Below are 21,509 nucleotides of genomic sequence, written 5' to 3'. Positions count from 1 at the left end.
AGTAAAAAAAGCTGTATTTTTTTTGAACTATTGTCGCAGGTGAGAGTCTTATTTATTAAGACAGTGTGATTTCACTTTCATCATCTCCCTGGGACTTCTAGCGCGGTCCCCTTGATCTCAAAGTGGATCGATAGGCAATCATTTGATTGCCTTTTTTTATGGCTGATTAAAATCGATTTTTACTGCTAGATTAATAGGAGCTCTAAAGCAGCTTCAAAATAATAAAAAACTTAAGTAACTGATAAGTATTAATTTTACTAATGGCGCACTGATAACTTAGTCATAAATAGCTTAGTCATAAATCGGAAATTATCGAAGCCCCGCCCTTTACAGCTTTATCCAGAAGCTTGGTACATTGCTCTGATTATCACCTTTTTAAACCCCTCCTAAGACCACAAGGTATCTTCCGCAAACCTTTTACCAGAAATGAATTTGAACACGGATAAAATTATTAGTATTAGCTCTTAGCATTAGTTCTTAGCATTAGTTCTTAGTATTAGTTCTTAGCAACAGATGTTAGCAGGGCTAATGAGATGTCGCTTCTGCTATCGAAGAAGCGTATAAATGACGCTTTAAAATAGTTTGATCTTTTTTACACAAATTTTGAACCTTTTGAAAAAACATGACTCAGAGTAATGTAGCAAGTAGTTAATGCCTTTATTTTTTAATCTAATAAGCCCCTCATCAAGGTTTATTCAATCAAATAAGCATTTCTACATGGTCTCATCAACCAATGCTAACCGAATTAGTTTTAAGACTTTTTCATTGTTTTCTGTAAATGTTTCATCATCATCCCCCATATTTGGGAAAGTATTAATACGCTAGCGCATTATTAATACATGTCCTACAAGAGATACTTCTGGCAACCCATTGGGTTGCCATTTTTTTTACTGACAAAATGTCATTGCATTAACCTCAACAACTCATTCGTTAGCCAAGCAGCTCAAATAGACTAGGCTTGGAAATAGAAAGATTCAGAAAGTACCGATAATTTGCGATTAATGTGATTTTTTTTCAAACTGTTTGAACCTTTTTTAAAACCAGCACTCATAGTAACTGTAGCGAGTTGATGTTGTTTAAATAGCACATCTTTAGATGTACTAGATTAGCAAGTATCTAGATTAATTAGCCCTTCATCACGGCATAGTTAATTATCGCTAACCGAATTAGTTTTAGGCTTTTTCATGTAAATGTTCATCATCATCCCCCTTTATTTGGGAACGTGTTAATACGCTAGCGCAATATTAGCCCATGTCCCGCAAGAAATACTTCTGGCAACCCATTGGGTTGCCATTTTTTTTATCTAAAAACTCGGCCATTCACATCATTGTCTAACAATAGTTGAGACACCTATAGTGTTTCAGCAACTACATTGATTAACGTCGATAGTTATCTTGGTTGGTTATCATAGTTAGTCATGGTGAATATTGAACCGAGCTAATGTCATTTGGGGCAAAGTCGAATTATCAGAAGTTCAATAAACAAAACTTGAATAAACAGTGCAAGATACACAGACGGCCATCGTCGCTCTTCCCCGCTATTCAATAAAACATTCTGTAAGTTACTCAAGATCAATCGGTAAAATTAAAAAGTGATCTTTTTTTAAAAACTCATTGAACCTTTATGAGAAAGAGCACTCATAGTAACTGTAGCGAGTTGATAATGTAGATTTACACAATGAATAAACTCTTCATCACGGTGTATTCAAGGTAAACCAACAGTTCAACATGGCCTCATCAGCCGAAGCTAACCGAATTAGTTTTAGACTTTTTCATCATTTGTTCATCATCCCCTTATTTGGGAACGTGTTAATACGCTAGCGCAATATTAGCCCATGTCCCGCAAGATATTTCTGGCAACCCATTGGGTTGCCATTTTTTTTGCTCATCATTTCTAATATGTCTGACTGATAATTCAAGCTATGTCTTAACTGCTATATTGAAAAATAGTAACCGCTGAGAGTTAAGGGTGATGGAACATAGATTTAGAACCAGGTTCGTGCCCTGAATAAGCTTTGTGACTATCTACTGTGATCAAGTACTGTGATCAAGTGTTCAGAAAAATTCGCGGATTATTCTAAAGATTATATAAATTTTTTATCGAACTGATTGAACCTTTATTAGAAAAGGCACTCATAGTAACTGTAGCGAGTTGATAATGAAGATTTTCTCCTAATGAATAAACCCTTCATCACGGTATATTCAAGGTAAACCTACATTTCAGCATGGTCTCATCAACCTAAGCTAACCGAATTAGTTTTAGACTTTTTCATGTTAACGTTCATCATCATCCCCCCTTATTTGGGAAAGTGTTAATACGCTAGCGCATTATTAACTCATGTCCCGCAAGAGATACTTCTGGCAACCCATTGGGTTGCCATTTTTTTTTGCTTATCGTTTCTCTTATTTAGATAGATGAAGTCTTTGTTTACGGATACTGGGCTCGGTTAACTTGAAATACTAATGAAGAGCTGTAAATAAAAGCACTAAAAAGCCGAAAAACACACAACAAATATTAACCCAGCAAATCAGATACTTAAACTCAACTGGCAGATGGTAAATACTAATATCCAAGTAAAATAAAAATAAATACGACTTTTTTCTCTAGCGAGTTGAACCTTTATCAGGATAGGTACTCATAGTAAGTGTAGCGAGTTGATAATGAAGATTTTCTCCTAATGAATAAACCCTTCATCACGGTGTATTCAAGGTAAACCTACATTTCAGCATGGTCTCATCAACCTAAGCTAACCGAATTAGTTTTAGACTTTTTCATGTTAACGTTCATCATCATCCCCCAATTTGGGAACGAGTTAATACGCTAGCGCACTATTAGCCCATGTCCCGCAAGAAACACTTCTGGCAACCCATTGGGTTGCCATTTTTTTTACACAAATTAACGACTGATATTTAAAAACTGACCTTTAACAATTGAATTTAAATCGCATTCAGCGATAAATCAGCTATTAGCCTTAAACATCAAGTCGAGTTGAACTTGTAATGAAGGATGATAACCTGACCTTGCTTGCTGGTATATTTCAGTCGCCTCAGTCAAATAACCCGCAATAAGTAATTCGCTATAAAGTGGTTTCACAAACTTTGCTCGACCAATTTCACTTAGAAAACTTGTCACTTTAGGTAAAACAACATCATATTGATTTCTAATAGCAACTCTAAACCAATCACATGCTAACTCAGCATTTTGACTTTCCGTAAATGCAAAAGTCATATCGAGATCTTTAAGCTGTACTTGATTTAACTGAAATGGTAATTGAGTGATAAAGAACTGCCAATGATGAACCCGCCAATCAGCTACAGTTAATTTTGTAGCATTGACCCCCTCACTAAACTGCTGCAAAGCCAGTTTAACTTTATCTAAACTGGTTGAGGTTGGTGGAATAAACCATTCAGGTAATCCTTCCCCATATACCCAAGTCATTAACTCTGCCTCACTCAGTACTGAACTGTGTTCAACCAGCAGAGTCTGTTTGGCATATTCAACAAATGTTTCTGTGGTGATCGCTTCAAATTTAAAATGTTGAACATAGTTAAACAGAAACTCATCAAATGCTTTTCGGCCTAAACGGCTTTCTAACTCATGAACAAACATCGAAGCTTTATCGTAAGTAAACCGATTAAATGAGTCGTTGGCATCTTGGTTTTGTACATTAGCAGGAAGAGTTTGCGACTCAACTGGCATTGACTGCATTTCTTCTTGTAGGCGCCCATACTCAATTACCCATTCAAGATCCGCTTGCTCTTTACCGTATATTTTTTCCACTAACCGATTAGTAAAGTAAGTGGTAAACCCTTCATTAAGCCATAAATCGCGCCATGTGGCATTACTCACTAAATTCCCCGTCCAGGAATGTGCTAATTCATGTGCCACTGTTGAAACTAAACTCTTATCGCCTGCAATAAGGGTTGGCGTAATAAAGGCTAGTCTGGGGTTCTCCATACCGCCAAATGGAAAACTTGGCGGTAACACTATCATGTCGTACCGTTCCCATGGATAAGGCCCCAATAAAGACTCAGCGGCTACAATCATCGACTCAGTATCTTCAAATTCTTTAAGGGCTTTTTCGAGCATGGCAGGCTCTGTGTAAATTGCGCAGCGCTCGCTTACCTCACCATAGGCTAGATCGCCCACAGCCAATGCTAATAAATGCGTCGGTATCGGCTTTTCCATCTCAAAAGTAAATAAGCCATCAGCTGGCATTTTCGCTGAATTAGCCGCGCTCATTACAGCTCTTAAGCCATTATGAACTTGAATTGCTGCACTAAAGGTTATTCTGGCTTTAGGGCTATCTTGCAATGGGATCCAACTGCGGGCATTCACAGGTTGAGATTGACTAAACAAATAAGGAAATTGCTTACCTAAGGTTTGAGCTGGAGTGAGCCACTGGAGCCCTTGAGCCTCTTTTGAAGTGCGATAGTTAACCACAACTTCGGTAAGTTCTGTACCGACATCAATGGTAATTTTTTCGCCTTGAAGTTCATTTACATGCTGCTGACTAAACTCAAGTCGACGGCCATCAGTACCTGTGATGCTAGTAATGACTAAATCGCGACCATCCAAGATTAATTGAGTCGAATTCGTTAACCGTTTAAATAATAAATTGACCGAACCTTGCAACTGCTGCTTGTCAAAGTCTACATCCAAACTCAGTGCCATGTGATGCACTTTCAATTCATCAGTATTCGCTAAAGAGTGGTAATCGATGTTGAAATCAAATTGTTCAGTCACAACAGTTCCTTATAGGTATTATTCTGTTGCTATTCTAGCTTAATATTTTGGCTTCATCGAGTGCGAACATGAGTGGATTTCAGACACAAAAAAGCCTCACGAATGAGGCTTAATTAGTCAGATAAATCTAAGCGATTATCACTTTAGTGATTAAAGCTTGATACCTGCTTTTTCTAGGTCTTTAGCTACAACACTACGTGGTAGTGGTACATAACCGTCTTTTTCTACAATTTGCTGACCTTGCTTAGATAACACGTAACGGATGAACTCGCGATCCATTGGTGATAAATCTTTGTTAGGGTGCTTGTTGATGTAAACGTATAGGTAACGTGATAATGGGTAAGTACCACTTGCAGCGTTAGCAGCAGTTGCATCAACGTATTTAGTGCCTTTCTTAGAGATAGCTACAGCTTTAACACCAGCAGTCTTATAACCGATACCAGAATAACCGATAGCGTTAAGGCCTTGAGAAACTGATTGAACTACAGATGCAGAACCTGGTTGCTCGTTTACGTTTGCTTTGAAGTCACCTTTACATAGTGCTTTCTTCTTGAAGTAACCGTATGTACCAGACACTGAGTTACGTCCGTATAACTGGATATCTTTTTTAGACCAGTTACCATCGAGACCAACATCACCCCAACGATTTACATCATTTCCGCCACATTTTTTAGTAGAAGAGAAGATTGAGTCGATTTGGTCAATGCTTAAACCTTCGATTGGGTTATCTTTGTGCACGAATACTGCTAAGGCATCGATAGCAACACGGATAGCTGTTGGTTGGTAACCGTAATGTTTTTCAAAAGCTTCAACTTCGTTTGGCTTCATTTGACGGCTCATTGGGCCGAATTGTGAAGTACCTTCAGTCAAAGCTGGTGGTGCAGTAGAAGAACCTGCAGCTTGAATTTGGATATTAACGTTAGGGTAAATATGTTTAAAATCTTCAGCCCATAACGTCATCATGTTTGCTAACGTGTCTGAACCAACTGATGACAAGTTACCTGAAACACCACTTGTTTTTTCATATACAGGTAATGTTTTATCAATTGCTGCCATTGATGATGCTGAAAAAACACCAGCTGCTGCAAAGGCGATAGTGCCAACTAGCTGTTTAAGTTTCATTTTAATGCTCCGGTATTAATTATTAGCGTTGTTATTTAAGACACGCTCAGTATCAATTGATTCGATGACAAGTCTATGACTAATATGTGACAGTTGTATGACAATCAACATTTAAAACAATTACGACACAATCTTTCCCAAACGTTTTACAACACAGATAGCGTCTATTAAATCAACAACTTACGGTTAAAACATAAACCTAAAACTTGTATATTTCATTTTATTGAATGCATCATTATGACAAATAATGTTCGATTCGATTAAAACCTGCGCCCTACTCCTATAATAAGATGCTGCCAATTTAAAAAGCCGTATTCAGCATAAAGGTTCCACTCATTACGATGTCCAAAGTCGTAATTAAGACTCACTGACATATTCTTAGTTTCTTTCTTCGCTAGATCAATATCAAATTTAACCTCTTCCATCAGCGGGGCTAAATCAGTGCCCACAAAAGAATAGTCTCCGGTCACATTCTGATTCACACTTTGATGGCTAAACCCCAAAAACCAAGCAAGTTTATCACTGCCAATATCATATCGCTGACCGACTCTTATCGAGGCAAGCTTAGTTTTAATGACACTATCCGTTGTATCAGTATTCGCATTAACGATGGCACCTACTGCCATGACAATTACAGGAGTATCTCCGATAATAGGGTCTATCTGCCCAGCAAGCACAGTTCCAATACCGTAATTTTTAGCGGTATACTCAATAGGGATTGGCAATACAATGCCATTACACGCATCATCACAAGGTAAGCCTTCAACATTATCTAGCTTTGCTCGAATATCTTTACGTCCTTCTGTGTAGCCTAGTAATGCATAAACATTCCAAAACGGTAATATCCAAGCATCAATTTTTAGCTGCACACTTCTGTCGCTTCCTGTAATACTGACGTCTTCAGCAGGTATCACATAATCATTAGGCCCGCGAAAACCTAAAAGGCCGCCATCCACTTGAACCTGAAAGTCATTATCAGCAACATAATCTGCATCAATATTGTTATAAAACAAGCTCACACCAATTGGCAAAGGTAACTCATGCCCCCTCTTAGTTGCTTCCTCTGCTAATAAAGGTAAACCGCTCCAATGGGCTGGTTTTGTTTGCTGGTTGACGGCAGCCTGAAGATCAGGTGCTGCAGCAACTGTTTTTGCCGAGTGAAACAGGACAAAACTGGTAACAACAAGCCGACAAAAGCTTTTTAGCTGATTTGTACTGATATTAACTGCAAGGGTTTTATTCAAATAATTGCTCATAACTATTTCATTCATTTGAGAGGTATGTGGGGCGAGAGCGATGAGAGTCAATTGTAGTCTGTAAGATAAAACTAACCAGTTTCAAATCTCATTGCTTACTCAGCAAAGCGTTAACTGTGGTTGGCAATAAACCAGTAAAGCAATAACGATTAAATCTATTAGCCAATAACGTTTAAATCTATACAACAATAATATTTTGGGGCGTGTTCATAGCTTAATAATGAAACCGCTTCATGTAGTTAGATATTAGCATTAACGCTGATACATATTGTAAAACATGTAACTATATTCGTAGTCACTAAAAATGATCAGCATAGCTATGATGTTAAACCGATCACACCCTAAAGGATTGCTTTTTAGTTCATTATGTCAAGACACAAAAAAGCCCGCCAAAATGAAATGGGCAGGCTTTTTTAGTGAAGCAATAGCTGTGACCGCTAGGCGTGAAAACTAGTGTTAGTTTTTATTGACCACTAAATGGGTTGGAATAATAAAGCTAAAACAGCTGCCCTTGTCAGGTTCACTGGTAATATTAAGTTCAGTGTAATGATGGTTAAGCGAATGTTTAACAATCGCCAAGCCGAGACCGCTACCGCCGGTCTTGCTCGAGCGCGCATTATCAACTCGGTAAAAACGTTCTGTTAGCCGATTAATATGCTGTGGTGCAATCCCTAGTCCTGTATCGGTAACACTGAATCTTGCTCCGGTAGGGACAGTCTCCCAGCGCACTGATACTTTACCGCCTGGTTCGGTATAACGAATCGCATTCGAAATCAGATTGGTACAAGCACTTCGCAGTTGCACCTCATTGCCATGGCAATCTAAATCATCTTCAGCATAGAATGACAGTTCATATTGATCTAGCGCCAGAGCTGAAGCTTCATCTTTTAATATATCGAGCATTGCACGCATATTAATCGTTTGTTCTAAATCGATATCTGCACCGTCTTCAATGCGAGAAAGCGCCAATAATTGCTCAACCATAGATTGCATTCTACGGGTTTGCTGCTGCATTAAGTTTAATGGCTTATGGTTCATGCTATCAGGCTCTTCCATGCTTTGCATGATTTCAAGATAGCCTTGCAATACTGTTAACGGTGTTTTCAATTCGTGCGAAACGTTTGCAACAAACTCTTTGCGCATGCCTTCTAATTGATTAATACGGGTGATATCCCTAGCAACTAACAGTAATTGCTTATCTCCATAACTCATTAAGCGTATCTCTAATAAACGCTGTTCAGATACTGGAGATGCAATTTCTAAAGGTTCTTTAAAATCACCTTTTTTTAAATACTCAGAAAAATCAGGATGACGAATGAGGTTATCCACTCGCTGGCCACTATCTTGTGGCCACACAAAGCCTAATATCAATTGTGCGAGTTTATTACACCAAAGAATATTATGTTCAGAGTCCAATACCACAGCGGCATCGGGAAGTGCTTCAGCGCCTTGTCTAAAGCGGCTAAGTAATGAGGCTAATTGACCTACTCGGCGACGGTTTTTACCTTGAAGACGGTATATACCATTAAAAATGCCTTCCCAGCTACCAGACCCCTGAGGAGGAGTTAACTTACGGTCTTTCCACAACCAATAATTAAGACGACTAATTTGTCGGTAATGCCAAACTAAAAGCACTACGCTGCCAACTATTATAGTCAGTACAACTTGATCAATGATGAAACCGATTAACGCAAAAAAGAATAGTATTCCAAAGAGACGTAAGAGCAATCGGGATCCAGAATAAGATCGAAACATAGGCAGCCTAAAAATTAATGTAAATAATCCCTTAGCGGATTTTTACCTAATTGTCGGTAGGAGAATAATGGCTCACAAGATAGCTGAAAATCATGTCACTGACTATAGCCAATTGTTAAAAAAACTGCCGAATAATTGTGAATTTGAAACAACACTTCCTGTGTGTTTCATTTTTAAACAATCTTATTCAGCAGTGATTTTATGCGCGGCTTAATGAGTGATTACATTCTGGTCGAAAAGCGGTAACCCGCACCACGAACAGTCTGGATTAATTTATCATGCCCAGAGTCTTCAACCGCTTTACGTAAACGACGAATATGCACATCAACCGTTCTATCTTCAACATACACATTAGTCCCCCAAACATTGTCTAATAGCTGTTCACGGCTATAAACACGCTCAGGATGTGTCATGAAGAAATGCAGTAATCTGAATTCTGTTGGGCCCATATCAAGTACAGACTCACCGACAGATACACGATGACTGACAGGATCAAGTAGCAATCCTTGCACATCAATGGTTTCTTCTAAACGAGTTGGCGCACTACGACGTAATACTGCCTTAATACGTGCCACAAGCTCTTTAGGAGAGAATGGTTTAGTGATGTAATCATCAGCCCCAACCTCTAACCCTTTCACCTTATCTTCTTCCTCACCGCGAGCAGTAAGCATGATAATAGGAATTTGGCGAGTGAACTCATCTTGCTTTAAACGCTTAGCTAATTGTATACCACTGCCACCAGGGAACATCCAATCCAATAGGATTAGGTCAGGATAAGGTTCTTGCAGTAAATCTATCGCTGAATCAAAATCTTCAGCAGCAGAAGTGGTAAAGCCGTGTTGTTCCATAACAAAGGTCAGCATCTCTCGGATGGCTGATTCATCTTCTACAATTAAAATCTTAGCTGTCATAATATTTTCTGTGAGTAATTTGCCGCATGAGTATTATTGGTCAGTTTTATTACAGAAATATGATCTTAAAGCTAATAAGGTCTATAAAATCATATTTTTGTCATAAATCTATCACGTTTTAGCATAGGTCATTGTTTAAAAACACACAAAGGAGACTTACGCCTCCTTTGTGATATTAACTTATTCTGCTTAAATCGTTATTAATAACGACCTAGTTTAGAATTTGTGTTCGATACCTACTGCGAAGTAGCTTTCATCGATTGAGAACTCGCTCACATCACCATCGTCATCTGAAACGTAATCAATTGAAGTACGGTCAGTGTAGAAAGCAAATAGTTTAGTTGGCTTACCTAGTGAGTAATCAGCACCGATTGACCATGAATCACCTTTGTCTTCCATGTCTTGGTATTGTGCTTTTAACGTCACTTGTTGAATTTTGTAAGCTGCACTTAATAAGTAACCATCAATGCTGTTTCCGCTATCAACTTCTTCTTCTTGTTGGTACATAGCACCAAGTACGAAACCAGCGATTTTACCTTGAACAGTACCACGAACGATGTCGTAACCTGCTACTTCTGAATCATATGCTACAGCAGCATAAACTGGTGTCTTTTTAAGACCTGAATCACCGTACATAGCTGCAAGGCTGAATCCATCCTCATCTTGCTTGCTATCGCCTTCAGCTGCGTAAGTTACACCAAGTTGGAAATCACCAAACTTAGGCGTTAAGTAAGTCGCAGTTTGCGCTAAACGGTTTTCGCCTTTGAAAAGTGCTTTTAAATCACCAGAGTAATCGTTGAATTGGTCAACTTTACCTTGTGACTTTTTAAGCAAAGTGTCGTTACGACCCACTGCGAAAGAACCGAAGTTACCTTTTAAACCAACAAACTGGTTACGCGCTGTGAAGTTATCAGAGCTTGCGTTACCTGTATCAACTTGATACTCGATTGTGTAGAACGCTTCTAAAGAGTCGCTTAATTCGAATCCGCCTTTAACACCAAAACGAGACGCATTACTTTGAATTTCTGTAACTGAACCATCACCTTCATCGTTAGACTGAACAGTAACATTTAACTTACCATATACTTCAATAGGTTCTGCAGCGTGAGCAGTTGAAAGCGTAGCAGTAGCAATAGCTGAAGCAACTAGAGTTTTATAAAAAGCGTTCATCATTTCATCCTTTAGACATAATTTATTGGTGTTTTACACCTAGTTTTTGCTGCTATTTGGCTGGAACTAACAGGATACTGCTAACCAATAGCTTGGGAACGAGGCGAATTCTGCACGTGTTTTGTTGCAGAAATATTTCAATCCAGTAATTATATTCAGCCAAAGCTAAATTAAACGCCAACAGAAACAAACAAGATATTGTTTTAAAAGAATTAAACTCAATTAAACACAATTATGACAGTTTAATGAATTCTGATTTAGCGACAATCTTTCATCCTAGATATGATGGTTTACCCCAGCGCTGTGATACCGTAAACTGCATTTTTAATTTTTGATGAGCGCCTTATATGTGGTTTAAAAATCTCACCCTTTATCGTTTCAATAAGCCTTTCACTACCGATACCGAGGCTCTCGAGACAGCTTTAGAAGACTTCACCTTTTCTCCTTGTTCAAGCCAAGACATCAGTAAGTTTGGTTTTTCCAATGCCTTAGGTAAAAAAGGTCAGGCTTTAGTGCACAGCGCTGAGAATCGCCACCTTATTTGTGTCACTAAAGAAGAAAAAATTCTCCCAGGCCAAGTGATTAAAGAAGCCATGGATGAAAAAGTGGCAATGATCGAAGATCAAGAAAGCCGCAAAGTGACCAAGAAAGAAAAAGATGCGATGAAAGAAGAGATAACCATGACGTTACTGCCGCGAGCTTTTTCTCGTCGTAGCCAAACTCATGCGCTTATCATGCCTGAACTCGAGATGATTCTTGTGGACAGCTCTAGTGCAGCTAAGGCTGAAGAATTGCTGGCTTTACTTCGTAAGGCACTGGGCAGTCTTCCTGTTGTGCCATTGCACTTCACTACGCCAATTGAAACCACCCTTACAGAGTGGTTACGTAATGGCGCTTCGCCACAACCATTTGAGATGCAAGATGAAGCTGAGCTAAAGTCAGATTCTGATGAAGGCGGCATTGTGCGCTTTAAACAACAAGTTCTTCAAGAAGATGAAGTACTTGCGCATTTAGCGACAGGTAAGCAAGTTCATAAGCTTGCACTTCACTTTGGTCAGTCTATTGCCTTTTTATTACAATCAGATGCGAGTGTTAAGCGCCTTAAATTTTCTGAAGAGTTTAGAGCTGCAACAGATGATGTGGGCACAGAAGACCCTCTTGCAAAATTGGATGCTGATTTTGCCCTTATGGGTGGTGAGCTTGTGGCCTTTATTAATTCAATTAAACAAGCTTTAGGCCCAATTGAAGAAAATATTTAATTGCTGGTTTTAACCGTAATCATTTAAAAGCTATTATTTAGAAGTTAATGGCCTGTATTTTAAAGCCCCCATAACCTAGGTTATGGGGGCTTTTATTCACTTGAAGCTCTTTAAGTCAGCTTATTTGATAAAGTTTCCAGACTCATCAAATGGCCAATCAATTCCAAGCCACGCTTTTAAGAAAGCTTTTTGCTCTTTACTCGCGTCTTTAAGTCCTTTGATACTAAGATCACCCTTTGGCTGCTCTTTCAATGTCAAAGTCACTTGCTTTAGTTGATCGTTACTGAATAAAGACACTGAAATATCATCACCTGGTTTAAAGTCTTCTAAACGTTTTTTAAATCCTGCAGCAGTCACTTTTAATCCATTAATGGCGACGATTTCATCTCCAGCAACAATGCCTGCATTCCACGCTGGACTATTACGGCTAACGTGAGCAAGCGTCAAATCGTTATGTGCACCAGTAAGCTTTAATCCACTGTAAATCGTAGCCTCTTCTTTCTCACCAAAACTAATGACTAAGCCCGCTTGTGCTAATAGTGAATCAAAATCTAAACTAAACGGTGACGTAATATGTTGTTGCCACCAAGCTTGGTAATCCTTGCCCGATAAATTTTTCAAAATACCTTTAACATCATCAACGTTATAACCTTTAGGTAATTTAAAATCACGATAAAGTTGACGATGAACATCCCGATAAGAATGCGCTAAATTTGTGTCCTCAAGGAGATTAAAATCTAATGATAACGAAGCTAAGTAGCCTTCAGAGTAGATATTAACCCCGTGGTTAATGGCATAATCCCCACCAGTATTCGTCCACTCGTTTAAACTAGCCTCCGATACCGATTGGATTTCTCTGCCCGGTTTGTGCATATTGCTGTTAACCCGCTTGGCCAAATCAGCAAAAAACTCTTTTGGCGTAATCACATCAGCGCGCAGCAACAACTGATTTTGAAAGTAACTTGTTGAACCTTCAGCCATCCACAATAGCTCTGTCATACTGGCTTCTTGATAATCGTAAGGAACCAAACCCTGTGGGCGGTATGCTTTAACATTCCAAGTGTGAATGAACTCGTGAGAAGCGGTGCTGATAAAACGAAGGTAATCTTTGCGCTCTCTGAAATTAAAGCGTGGCAGCTGAATAATGGTAGAATTTAAATGCTCGGTTGCACCGCGTGCACCGCTGGTTGCATGGACCATATAAACATAACGCTCGAAAGGATAATCATCCCATATCACATTAGCTGTACTACTAATTTTGGTTAGGTCTTCTACCACTTGTTGAGGGTCATAATTACCTTCGCCCCAAAAAACCAGTTCGTAGTCTCTTCCATCGGCTTCAAAGCTATAATGTGTGTTAATACCAGTCTCAATGGGTGAATCAATTAGCACATCATAATTATCAGCCACAAATGAGTGAGACTTTCTCCCTTGTTCCATACCTGAGTAACTGTTCCAGCCTTTAGGGACATTCATCGACACTTTAACATTATCGTCTCTAAATTCTGGGCTATACATAAACACACCGCTGGCATCTAAATAAGCATGAGAACCATCAATGTGGCGTACGCGAGTCCCTAAATCATTAGCGTATAGTTGATAAGTAACGTTAACTTCAGTCGGTTTAGTTAAGTTAATTTTCCATTCGCCAGTGGCGCTTCTCTGCCAAGTTAACGGATTACCCTTGCTGTCAGTGGCGTCAAACAGTCGGATACCATCAGCTAAAGGAAGCACTGCGTATTTACCAGTCCGCCACACTGGTAGATTAACGGTGAGTACATCAGATGAAGATTCAGGGAAACTCACTTGGACTTTTGCGAGATGGTGTTGTGGTTGAGTTAAATCAATCTGGTAATTCACTTCAGCTAAGCTGCTTGCTGAAAAAAATACTCCTGCAGTAAAAATAGCCAATTTTGAGACTTTCACTATACATTCCTTCTGTTATTATTCTTGTTATGTTTTTATGTATTGTAGTTATGTGTTTTCAATATCATACAAATATTCAGTCATAAATTTACACTTTGACAAATGATATTATAACAACAGCGATTATTCGCCCACCTACTTCCAACAAAAGCTTACAAAATAATAATAAGGCTGTTAATCATTCATGCAAAAATTCATTTTAATTAGTTATGCCTTGTTGTTATCTATTGTGATTTCACCTGCTCATGCTGCAGATCATCTGCAGCGCGAAATTGAGTTTAGAGAAACGCCGCATGCACTATATGAGCGACTCGTCCGCAAAACTCAATTTCCTCTTTCATTTAATAACGTGGCAGAGTTTGAAGCCGTTGCAGACTCAATGAAGTATCGCCCTGAAGATTTGCATGCCGACTTGGAAACATTAGCGCGCTTATTTATCGAAACAGCAGTAAAAACTGAAGATAAAACTGAAAAAGCAAGACTACTGACTCAGCAACTTGAATCTATCGCGACCACTCCCATGAACGAGGCGGTTATTTTGCTTTTAGAAGCTAGGATTAGAGGCCGTGAAGATCAGCAGTATAAGCAATCGATTATTTTGTTTAAGGAAGCCATCAACAAAATTAATAGCTTAAGGGATCCTCAAAGTCTCACGCTACAATTTGTCATTCATGATGGTTTAAGCTCCTTACATACGGTCCTCAAGCAAGATACCCAAGCCCTTTATCACTATAAACGCTATAGAGAAATAGCTTATCAATTACGAAATGATTACTTTATTGCACAATCAGAAACCGCTTTAGGAAAGTATTACACTGGCCGTAATCAACTGGCTAAGGCCCTGCAACACCATAGTGAAGCATACCGAATATCAAACCGGTTAAATTACCCTGTCATTCAAGCTAAAACTCAATTTCAGTTATCACGCGCTTATCGTGATTTAGGCCAATGGGATGAAGCTTTAAAAAATGCTAATGAAGCCGCGATTAGCTTTCAAAAGTTAGGCTATGAAGCACTTCAATCTAAAGCGATGACAGTAATAGCTATGGTTTATGCCAATCAGGAGCAATGGAATAAAGCAATCGACTATTACCTCAATGCTCAACAACTGGATGAGAAAAATAACAGACAAATAGCCCAAGCACTGAATTTTCATAATATAGGCGAAGCTTACCTTCACCTGATGAATTACGATTCAGCGGTAAATTATTTGCAGATGGCGAATGACATATTTAGACAAAAAAACATCTTACATTACCTTGTATATAACGAACTTTTATTTGCTCAAGTGATGTCAGAGCAATCTCTTTGGAAAGGCACAATTGAACATGGCGTCGCTGCATTAATTATTGCAGATTCAAAACAATTATCTGACGCTCAAGAAGAAGCCCTGAATTATCTGGCCACAGCCTATCGTGAAGAGAACAATTACCCTGCTGCGTTAGAAATGATGGACAGATTGGTTAAAATGAAACAGGACACTCAAGAAGAGCCTGTTGCAGAAGCGTTTAACTCAAGTTTGACCGAAGAAAAGTTAAAGTTTGAAATAAACGTTTATCAGCACAAACTAACGGCTTATATCGAAAGCAGTAAAGATCAGCAAATGGCTATCATTATTTTGCTTGCGACTATCTTTATCCTGTCATTTGCTTGGCTTTATAGCTTAAAACGTTTGAATACGGTGAAACATCAAAAAAGCTTAATGGCCGCCCAGGTGTTACAAGAACCTCAAACACAACTTAAAGGCTTTCAAGGTTTGTTAGCCTGCATGTCCGACAACACGGCGCCAAAAACGATTGCATTACTGAGCGTTAACCAATTAACAGACATAGATATTCAATTTGGGTTAACAGAAACTAAAATCATCACTGAAGACTTAATCAATCATTTTGAATCCCAATTAAACAGTAAAGTATATCTGATTAAACCTGGTGAGTTTGCATTCTGTTTTACCGAGTCTTTTACCCCAGAAGATACCTTAACTCAAATATCAGAGGTACTTTCTCAGCAAGCATTATCAATCAATGCCAATGTGCCAAACTACTCTTCATTAAGTCACTTATCTCCAGAACCTTTAGCTAAAGAAAAGTCATCTGCAGATAACTCTTCAGCCAACAAGGTTAATCTTGAGTGTGTCATTGGCCACATTAATTTACCTTTGCTCGCAAACCCAGACTTAAGATTAACCAACGAGTTATTATTTGAAACTGTTCAATATGCGTTAGCCGCTGCTAAAAGTATCAATGTAGGCCATACTTACGTCAGTATTAGGACCTTGAACTTTGCTCCGGCGGCTATATTTTTCAAACCTTTATATTTGAATTTAACCCATGCTTTGCAAAGAGGTATCATCCGAGCAAGAAAAAGTAMTARSTCAWTTTCGCTTAATTATCTTCTTTTTGACGAGCTTTCCGGCTTTATTAACGCCAACAAAATGAAAAACAGACTTTGCGATATCAAGACCAATTGTAGTAATGTTCATAGTGGACCCGTCCTCTTTCTGATGAGTTTTAGCAACTACATCGTGGCCCATTGCGAGGCCGATTAAAAGTGGATGGGTCCATTCCATTATCCATGTCTGGACTCACGCGATTTTCTTGATGCTCTCAATTCATATGATTGGTTCAAACTTTCAATCTAGTAATAACTATTTTATTTGTTAACCCAAACAGCAGTATTTTTGACAGGGTTTACTTGCCAAAATGATTGCTCTTGTACTTTGCCATTTAAAGGTATCCATGTTTCCGTACTGAGCTGAAATTGCACGGTATAACTAATACTAATAGCTCTATAATCAGATTTGTAGGAGCTAAGTCCACCACAGCTGAATGTAAAATTGTCATCAGGGATGAATATTTTTCTAGATACTTCGGTAGGTGAATTGAGTAACTCAGGGATATCATTTTCAATGGGAGAATATTCGGTATAAATATCGTTAATCACACTTGAGAAGTGAGGTTCACTAGCATCGGATAAAAGGCTTGGTAAGCCACTCGCACTTACGTTGTAAGTTAGCAACAGCAATAATATTCCAAATGCTTGGCTTAATTTAATCATAAATTCGTTATCCCTAACTGCTGAAAAAGCTCATTTCTTTATTTAAATTAGCACACTCTAACTTTGATGGCATAGAAATTATCTGCATAAAAAAATCCCTATGATTTTTGGCATTAGTTGCCATCACAGGGATCTTTTCTATCGCTTCAACAACAAGTACAAACTAAATAATTAGTCTTTCCCTTGCTCGCGTGCAATCGCACGGTAGGCAATATCAGTGCGGAAGTAGACGTCATCCCAGTGGATGGCATCGACTAGACCGTATGCGCTTGCTTGTGCTTCGGTAACTGTATTACCTAACGCAGTAGCACATAATACGCGGCCGCCTGCTGTTACAACGTGACCGTCTTTCATTGCTGTGCCAGCGTGGAATACTTTGGCGTTGTTGTCGCCTAAAGATAAACCGTCAATCACGTCAGCTTTGCGGTATGCATCTGGGTACCCGCCTGCGGCAAGTACAACACCTACTGCTGCGCGTGAGTCAAATTCCGCTGTTACTTTATCAAGCTCACCACGGGTGGCTGCTAAACAAAGCTCAACTAAATCTGATTGTAGACGCATCATGATTGGTTGTGTTTCTGGGTCGCCAAAGCGGCAGTTGTACTCAAGTACTTTTGCGCTGCCATCAGGTGCGATCATTAAGCCTGCGTATAAGAAACCAGTGTATACATTGCCTTCAGCTGCCATGCCATCAACCGTTGGACGGATAACGTTGGCAATTGTCCAGTCGTGTACAGTTTGGGTCACAACAGGGGCTGGTGAGTATGCACCCATGCCACCCGTGTTCGGTCCGTAATCGCCGTTATCGCGGGCTTTATGGTCTTGGCTAGATGCCATGGCTAAGATGTTTTTGCCGTCTACCATGACGATAAAGCTGGCTTCTTCACCTTTTAAGAACTCTTCGATGACAACGCGAGAACCCGCTTCACCGAACTTGTTGCCCGCTAGCATGTCTTCGATTGCCGCATCTGCTTCAGCTTGGTCTTGAGCGATAATTACGCCTTTACCCGCAGCTAAGCCGTCAGCTTTAATGACAACAGGGAAACCTGTTTTAGCTGTTAACTCAACTGAGTAAGCTTTCGCAGCGTCTATTTCAGTGAAATTTGAGTAGTCAGCAGTTGGGATGTTATGACGCGCTAAAAAGTCTTTAGTGAAAGCTTTTGAAGACTCAAGCTGTGCAGCGCCTTGAGTAGGGCCGAAAATAGCTAATTTCGCTTCGTTAAAAGCATCCACTACACCCAGTGCTAATGGCACTTCTGGGCCAACGATGGTTAATTCAATCTTGTTGTCTTGAGCAAACTTAACTAACTCTGAAATCGCTTCAACCTTAATATCGACGTTTTCTAGTTTTGGCTCTAAAGACGTGCCCGCATTTCCTGGCGCGACAAATACAGTGTCAACTTGTGGTGATTGTGCAGCTTTCCATGCCAGTGCGTGCTCGCGTCCGCCGCCGCCAATTACTAAGACTCTCATTGATTCACCCTCAAACAATTAAAAATATAATCTTTTAAAAAAGAAAAAAGCAGCCAAATTAGGCTGCTCTATTCAAGTGCTATTTAGTGACGGAAGTGACGCATGCCAGTAAATACCATGGCAATGCCGTGCTCGTCAGCTGCTGCGATAATTTCTTCATCGCGGATTGAGCCACCCGGTTGGATGATACAGCTAATACCCGCTGCAGCTGCAGCATCGATACCGTCACGGAATGGGAAGAAGGCATCTGATGCCATCACTGAACCTTCAACCACTAAACCTTCGTCAGCCGCTTTAATGCCAGCAACTTTTGCAGAATAAACGCGGCTCATTTGGCCAGCGCCTACACCGATAGTCATGCCATCTTTAGCGTAAACAATCGCGTTAGATTTAACGAATTTAGCCACTTTCCAGCAGAACATTAAGTCAGTTAGCTGCTCAGCAGTTGGTTGAATTTTTGATACCACTTTAACGTCAGCTACATCAACCATGCCTTGGTCGCGGTCTTGAACTAATAAGCCGCCGTTAACACGTTTGAAATCTTGAGTAGTGGTTTTGGTATTCCACTGACCGCATTCTAATAAACGTACGTTAGCCTTTGCTGCCACGATTTCACGTGCTGCTTGGCTGACTGTTGGCGCAATGATCACTTCAACAAATTGACGGTCAACAATGGCTTTCGCAGTGTCTGCATCTAATTCTTGGTTGAACGCGATGATGCCGCCAAACGCTGATGTTGGGTCAGTCTTAAAAGCGCGATCGTAAGCTTCAAGAATATTGTCACCTAGTGCTACACCACATGGGTTTGCGTGCTTAACAATGACACAAGCTGGGCCTTCGAATTCTTTAACACACTCAAGAGCAGCGTCAGTATCAGCGATGTTGTTGTAAGACAGTGCTTTACCTTGCAATTGTGTTGCACTGGCAACAGATGCTTCATCAATGTTGCTATCAACATAGAAAGCCGCTTTTTGATGGCTGTTTTCACCGTAGCGTAAATCTTGCTTTTTGATTAGCTGAGTATTGAAAGTACGCGGGAAGCTTGAATCTTCATGGCACTCATCTTTACTGTGTGCTGGCACCATAGTACCGAAGTAGTTCGCAATCATGCCGTCGTAAGCCGCAGTGTGCTCGAACGCTGCTATCGCTAAATCAAAGCGAGTTTCAAGTGTGGTGCTACCTTCGTTTGCTTGCATTTCTGCAATGACGCGGCCGTAGTCGCTAGCATTAACAACAATGGTAGTGTCTTTATGGTTTTTAGCAGTAGAACGAACCATAGTTGGGCCGCCAATATCGATGTTCTCAACCGCGTCAGCTAAGGTACAACCTTCTTTTGCAACAGTAGATGCAAATGGGTAAAGGTTAACCGCAACAAGGTCGATTGGTTTGATGGCATTTTGTTCCATCACGATTTCATCGATACCACGACGAGCAAGAATGCCACCGTGTACTTTAGGGTGCAGAGTTTTAACACGACCATCCATGATCTCAGGGTGACCTGTGTAGTCAGAGACTTCGGTCACTGGAATATTATTATCAGCAAGAAGCTTAGCGGTGCCGCCAGTAGAAAGTAATTCTACGCCTTGCTCATGCAGTGCTTGGGCAAACTCAAGCATTCCAGTTTTATCAGATACGCTTAACAGCGCGCGACGAATAGGTCTGACAGTATTCATGTAGGTACAGTGTCCACTATTTATATTAAGGAAGTTTGGCAAAAGAGAATTACTCCAACTCAGTTGCGAGAAGTCTGCTTTGCCAAAGTTCCTACGATGTACATCCCGATATTTTTTATTAGTGAGCCGTACTCGAGCGCGCGTATTTTAACGTAATCCGTTTTACTTCGGGAAATTTCTGCGCGATTTCACAATATTGAAATAAGAACAAAGTAAAGAGGGTATTTTTATTCTATAAAACCCTTGACCTTGGATTTAACTCTAAGGTTTATACTGAGTGTTATACATTGAGATCGGATTCAATTTGGCAGGTAAGAATATGTATCGAATTGGTGAGCTTGCAAAGTTATTTGAAGTAAAAACAGATACGCTGCGTTTTTATGAAAAGCACGGTTTATTAGCGCCTTCTAACCGTTCTGATTCGGGTTATCGACTGTATAGTCAAGATGATGCTGAAAAGCTGCGTTTTATTGTTCGTGCTAAAGCGGTTGGGTTTAGTTTAAGTGACATTGCTGAGTTGCTATCCATCGAACTGGATAAGTCAAATTGGGCCTGTGCTGATGTGAAGGGCATGGTGGATATCAAACTTGAGCAAGTACAAGCCAAAATTGCTGAACTTGAGTTCTTTGCGAGCTCACTGAGTAAGTTGTCTGAAGCTTGTTGCGGTGGACCTGAAAGCGCTGAACATTGCTCAATATTAGAAGCATTAGAATCATCAGATAAAGAATTGCAGCCTAAAGCTGAGCATCACGCTGCAATGCAAAATTCATAGTCGCAAGAAATAGTGGGGCAAAAGATGTTATTTGCTAACTTTGTAGAATTATTTTTAGAGTCAGCGCCTTGGTTATTATTAGGCTTAATACTTGCTGGGTTGTTAAAAGTGTTTGTGCCGATGGCGTGGATGCAAAAACAATTGGGCGGTCATGGGTTAAAAACAGTTGTTAAAGCTGCTGTGATCGGGGCTCCGCTGCCTCTTTGTTCATGTGGTGTTATACCTGCAGCAGTAGGGTTACGCCGCAGTGGCGCCTCAAAAGCTGCCACCACCTCATTTTTAGTATCAACGCCTGAAACCGGTGTTGATTCAGTGACAGTATCTTACGTATTGCTTGGCCCATTCATGGCCATTATCCGACCAATCGCTGCTAGTTATTGCAGCGATTG

General features: G+C 39.9%; 13 protein-coding genes and 1 pseudogene. 3 read left to right on the top strand and 11 right to left on the bottom strand.

The window, feature by feature from the left end:
- Positions 1–2,958: 2,958 nt before the first annotated feature.
- The 6 genes from FNZ24_RS11425 to FNZ24_RS11400 form a co-directional block, all read right to left on the bottom strand.
- Positions 2,959–4,746 (bottom strand): M1 family metallopeptidase, encoded by a 1,788-nt coding sequence (locus tag FNZ24_RS11425; RefSeq protein ID WP_153914611.1) that lies wholly within the window; start codon positions 4,744–4,746, stop codon positions 2,959–2,961.
- Positions 4,747–4,896: 150 nt separating this feature from the next.
- Entirely contained in the window at positions 4,897–5,868 is a 972-nt protein-coding gene (locus tag FNZ24_RS11420) for a PstS family phosphate ABC transporter substrate-binding protein (RefSeq protein WP_153914610.1), read from the bottom strand.
- A gap of 260 nt (positions 5,869–6,128) precedes the next feature.
- Positions 6,129–7,124: a hypothetical protein gene (locus FNZ24_RS11415; protein ID WP_153914609.1), complete on the bottom strand. Its 996-nt coding sequence runs from the start codon at positions 7,122–7,124 to the stop codon at positions 6,129–6,131.
- 456 nt (positions 7,125–7,580) lie between these two features.
- A complete protein-coding gene (phoR, locus tag FNZ24_RS11410; protein WP_153914608.1) occupies positions 7,581–8,879 on the bottom strand; it encodes a phosphate regulon sensor histidine kinase PhoR in 1,299 nt (432 codons plus the stop codon).
- A gap of 221 nt (positions 8,880–9,100) precedes the next feature.
- Positions 9,101–9,790: a phosphate regulon transcriptional regulator PhoB gene (phoB, locus tag FNZ24_RS11405; protein WP_102529072.1), complete on the bottom strand. Its 690-nt coding sequence runs from the start codon at positions 9,788–9,790 to the stop codon at positions 9,101–9,103.
- Between the two features lie 216 nt (positions 9,791–10,006).
- Positions 10,007–10,963, bottom strand: coding sequence for a porin (locus FNZ24_RS11400; RefSeq protein WP_153914607.1), 957 nt, complete (start codon positions 10,961–10,963; stop codon positions 10,007–10,009).
- Between the two features lie 344 nt (positions 10,964–11,307).
- Between FNZ24_RS11400 and rdgC the strand changes: the two genes are divergently transcribed.
- Entirely contained in the window at positions 11,308–12,219 is a 912-nt protein-coding gene (gene rdgC, locus FNZ24_RS11395) for a recombination-associated protein RdgC (protein ID WP_153914606.1), read from the top strand.
- Positions 12,220–12,339: 120 nt separating this feature from the next.
- Here the strand turns inward: rdgC and FNZ24_RS11390 are convergent, their stop codons facing one another.
- From FNZ24_RS11390 to purH, 5 genes and pseudogenes are all read right to left on the bottom strand, one after another.
- A complete protein-coding gene (locus FNZ24_RS11390; protein ID WP_153914605.1) occupies positions 12,340–14,145 on the bottom strand; it encodes a M61 family metallopeptidase in 1,806 nt (601 codons plus the stop codon).
- 2,380 nt (positions 14,146–16,525) lie between these two features.
- Positions 16,526–16,627, bottom strand: a pseudogene (locus FNZ24_RS11385) (IS110 family transposase); the annotation flags it as partial.
- 170 nt (positions 16,628–16,797) lie between these two features.
- Positions 16,798–17,202, bottom strand: coding sequence for a hypothetical protein (locus FNZ24_RS11380; protein WP_153914604.1), 405 nt, complete (start codon positions 17,200–17,202; stop codon positions 16,798–16,800).
- Between the two features lie 171 nt (positions 17,203–17,373).
- Positions 17,374–18,675 (bottom strand): phosphoribosylamine--glycine ligase, encoded by a 1,302-nt coding sequence (gene purD / locus FNZ24_RS11375; RefSeq protein ID WP_153914603.1) that lies wholly within the window; start codon positions 18,673–18,675, stop codon positions 17,374–17,376.
- Between the two features lie 83 nt (positions 18,676–18,758).
- A complete protein-coding gene (gene purH, locus FNZ24_RS11370) occupies positions 18,759–20,348 on the bottom strand; it encodes a bifunctional phosphoribosylaminoimidazolecarboxamide formyltransferase/IMP cyclohydrolase (protein WP_153914602.1) in 1,590 nt (529 codons plus the stop codon).
- A 319-nt stretch (positions 20,349–20,667) separates the two neighbouring features.
- Here purH and zntR point away from each other — a divergent pair, with 319 nt between their 5' ends.
- Positions 20,668–21,120 carry a Zn(2+)-responsive transcriptional regulator gene (gene zntR / locus FNZ24_RS11365; RefSeq protein WP_153914639.1) on the top strand — a complete coding sequence of 151 codons (453 nt, stop codon included), beginning with the start codon at positions 20,668–20,670 and terminating at the stop codon, positions 21,118–21,120.
- A gap of 24 nt (positions 21,121–21,144) precedes the next feature.
- Positions 21,145–21,509 (top strand): permease (locus FNZ24_RS11360; protein ID WP_194945050.1); only part of this gene is annotated, 365 nt, incomplete at its 3' end.

Origin of the sequence: Shewanella sp. TC10 (assembly GCF_009663145.1) — a bacterium.
Lineage (GTDB): Bacteria > Pseudomonadota > Gammaproteobacteria > Enterobacterales > Shewanellaceae > Shewanella.
Note: the sequence above shows the minus strand (reverse complement) of the source record. Positions and strands in the feature narration are given on the sequence as shown.

What these genes read in the sequence shown, in the direction of transcription:
- FNZ24_RS11420 (WP_153914610.1), bottom strand. Translation starts at nt 5,868, where the DNA reads ATGAAACTTAAACAGCTAGTTGGCACTATCGCCTTTGCAGCAGCTGGT.
- FNZ24_RS11400 (WP_153914607.1), bottom strand. Translation starts at nt 10,963, where the DNA reads ATGATGAACGCTTTTTATAAAACTCTAGTTGCTTCAGCTATTGCTACT.
- zntR (WP_153914639.1), top strand. Translation starts at nt 20,668, where the DNA reads ATGTATCGAATTGGTGAGCTTGCAAAGTTATTTGAAGTAAAAACAGAT.
- FNZ24_RS11380 (WP_153914604.1), bottom strand. Translation starts at nt 17,202, where the DNA reads ATGATTAAATTAAGCCAAGCATTTGGAATATTATTGCTGTTGCTAACT.
- purD (WP_153914603.1), bottom strand. Translation starts at nt 18,675, where the DNA reads ATGAGAGTCTTAGTAATTGGCGGCGGCGGACGCGAGCACGCACTGGCA.
- purH (WP_153914602.1), bottom strand. Translation starts at nt 20,348, where the DNA reads ATGAATACTGTCAGACCTATTCGTCGCGCGCTGTTAAGCGTATCTGAT.
- rdgC (WP_153914606.1), top strand. Translation starts at nt 11,308, where the DNA reads ATGTGGTTTAAAAATCTCACCCTTTATCGTTTCAATAAGCCTTTCACT.
- phoB (WP_102529072.1), bottom strand. Translation starts at nt 9,790, where the DNA reads ATGACAGCTAAGATTTTAATTGTAGAAGATGAATCAGCCATCCGAGAG.
- phoR (WP_153914608.1), bottom strand. Translation starts at nt 8,879, where the DNA reads ATGTTTCGATCTTATTCTGGATCCCGATTGCTCTTACGTCTCTTTGGA.
- FNZ24_RS11415 (WP_153914609.1), bottom strand. Translation starts at nt 7,124, where the DNA reads ATGAGCAATTATTTGAATAAAACCCTTGCAGTTAATATCAGTACAAAT.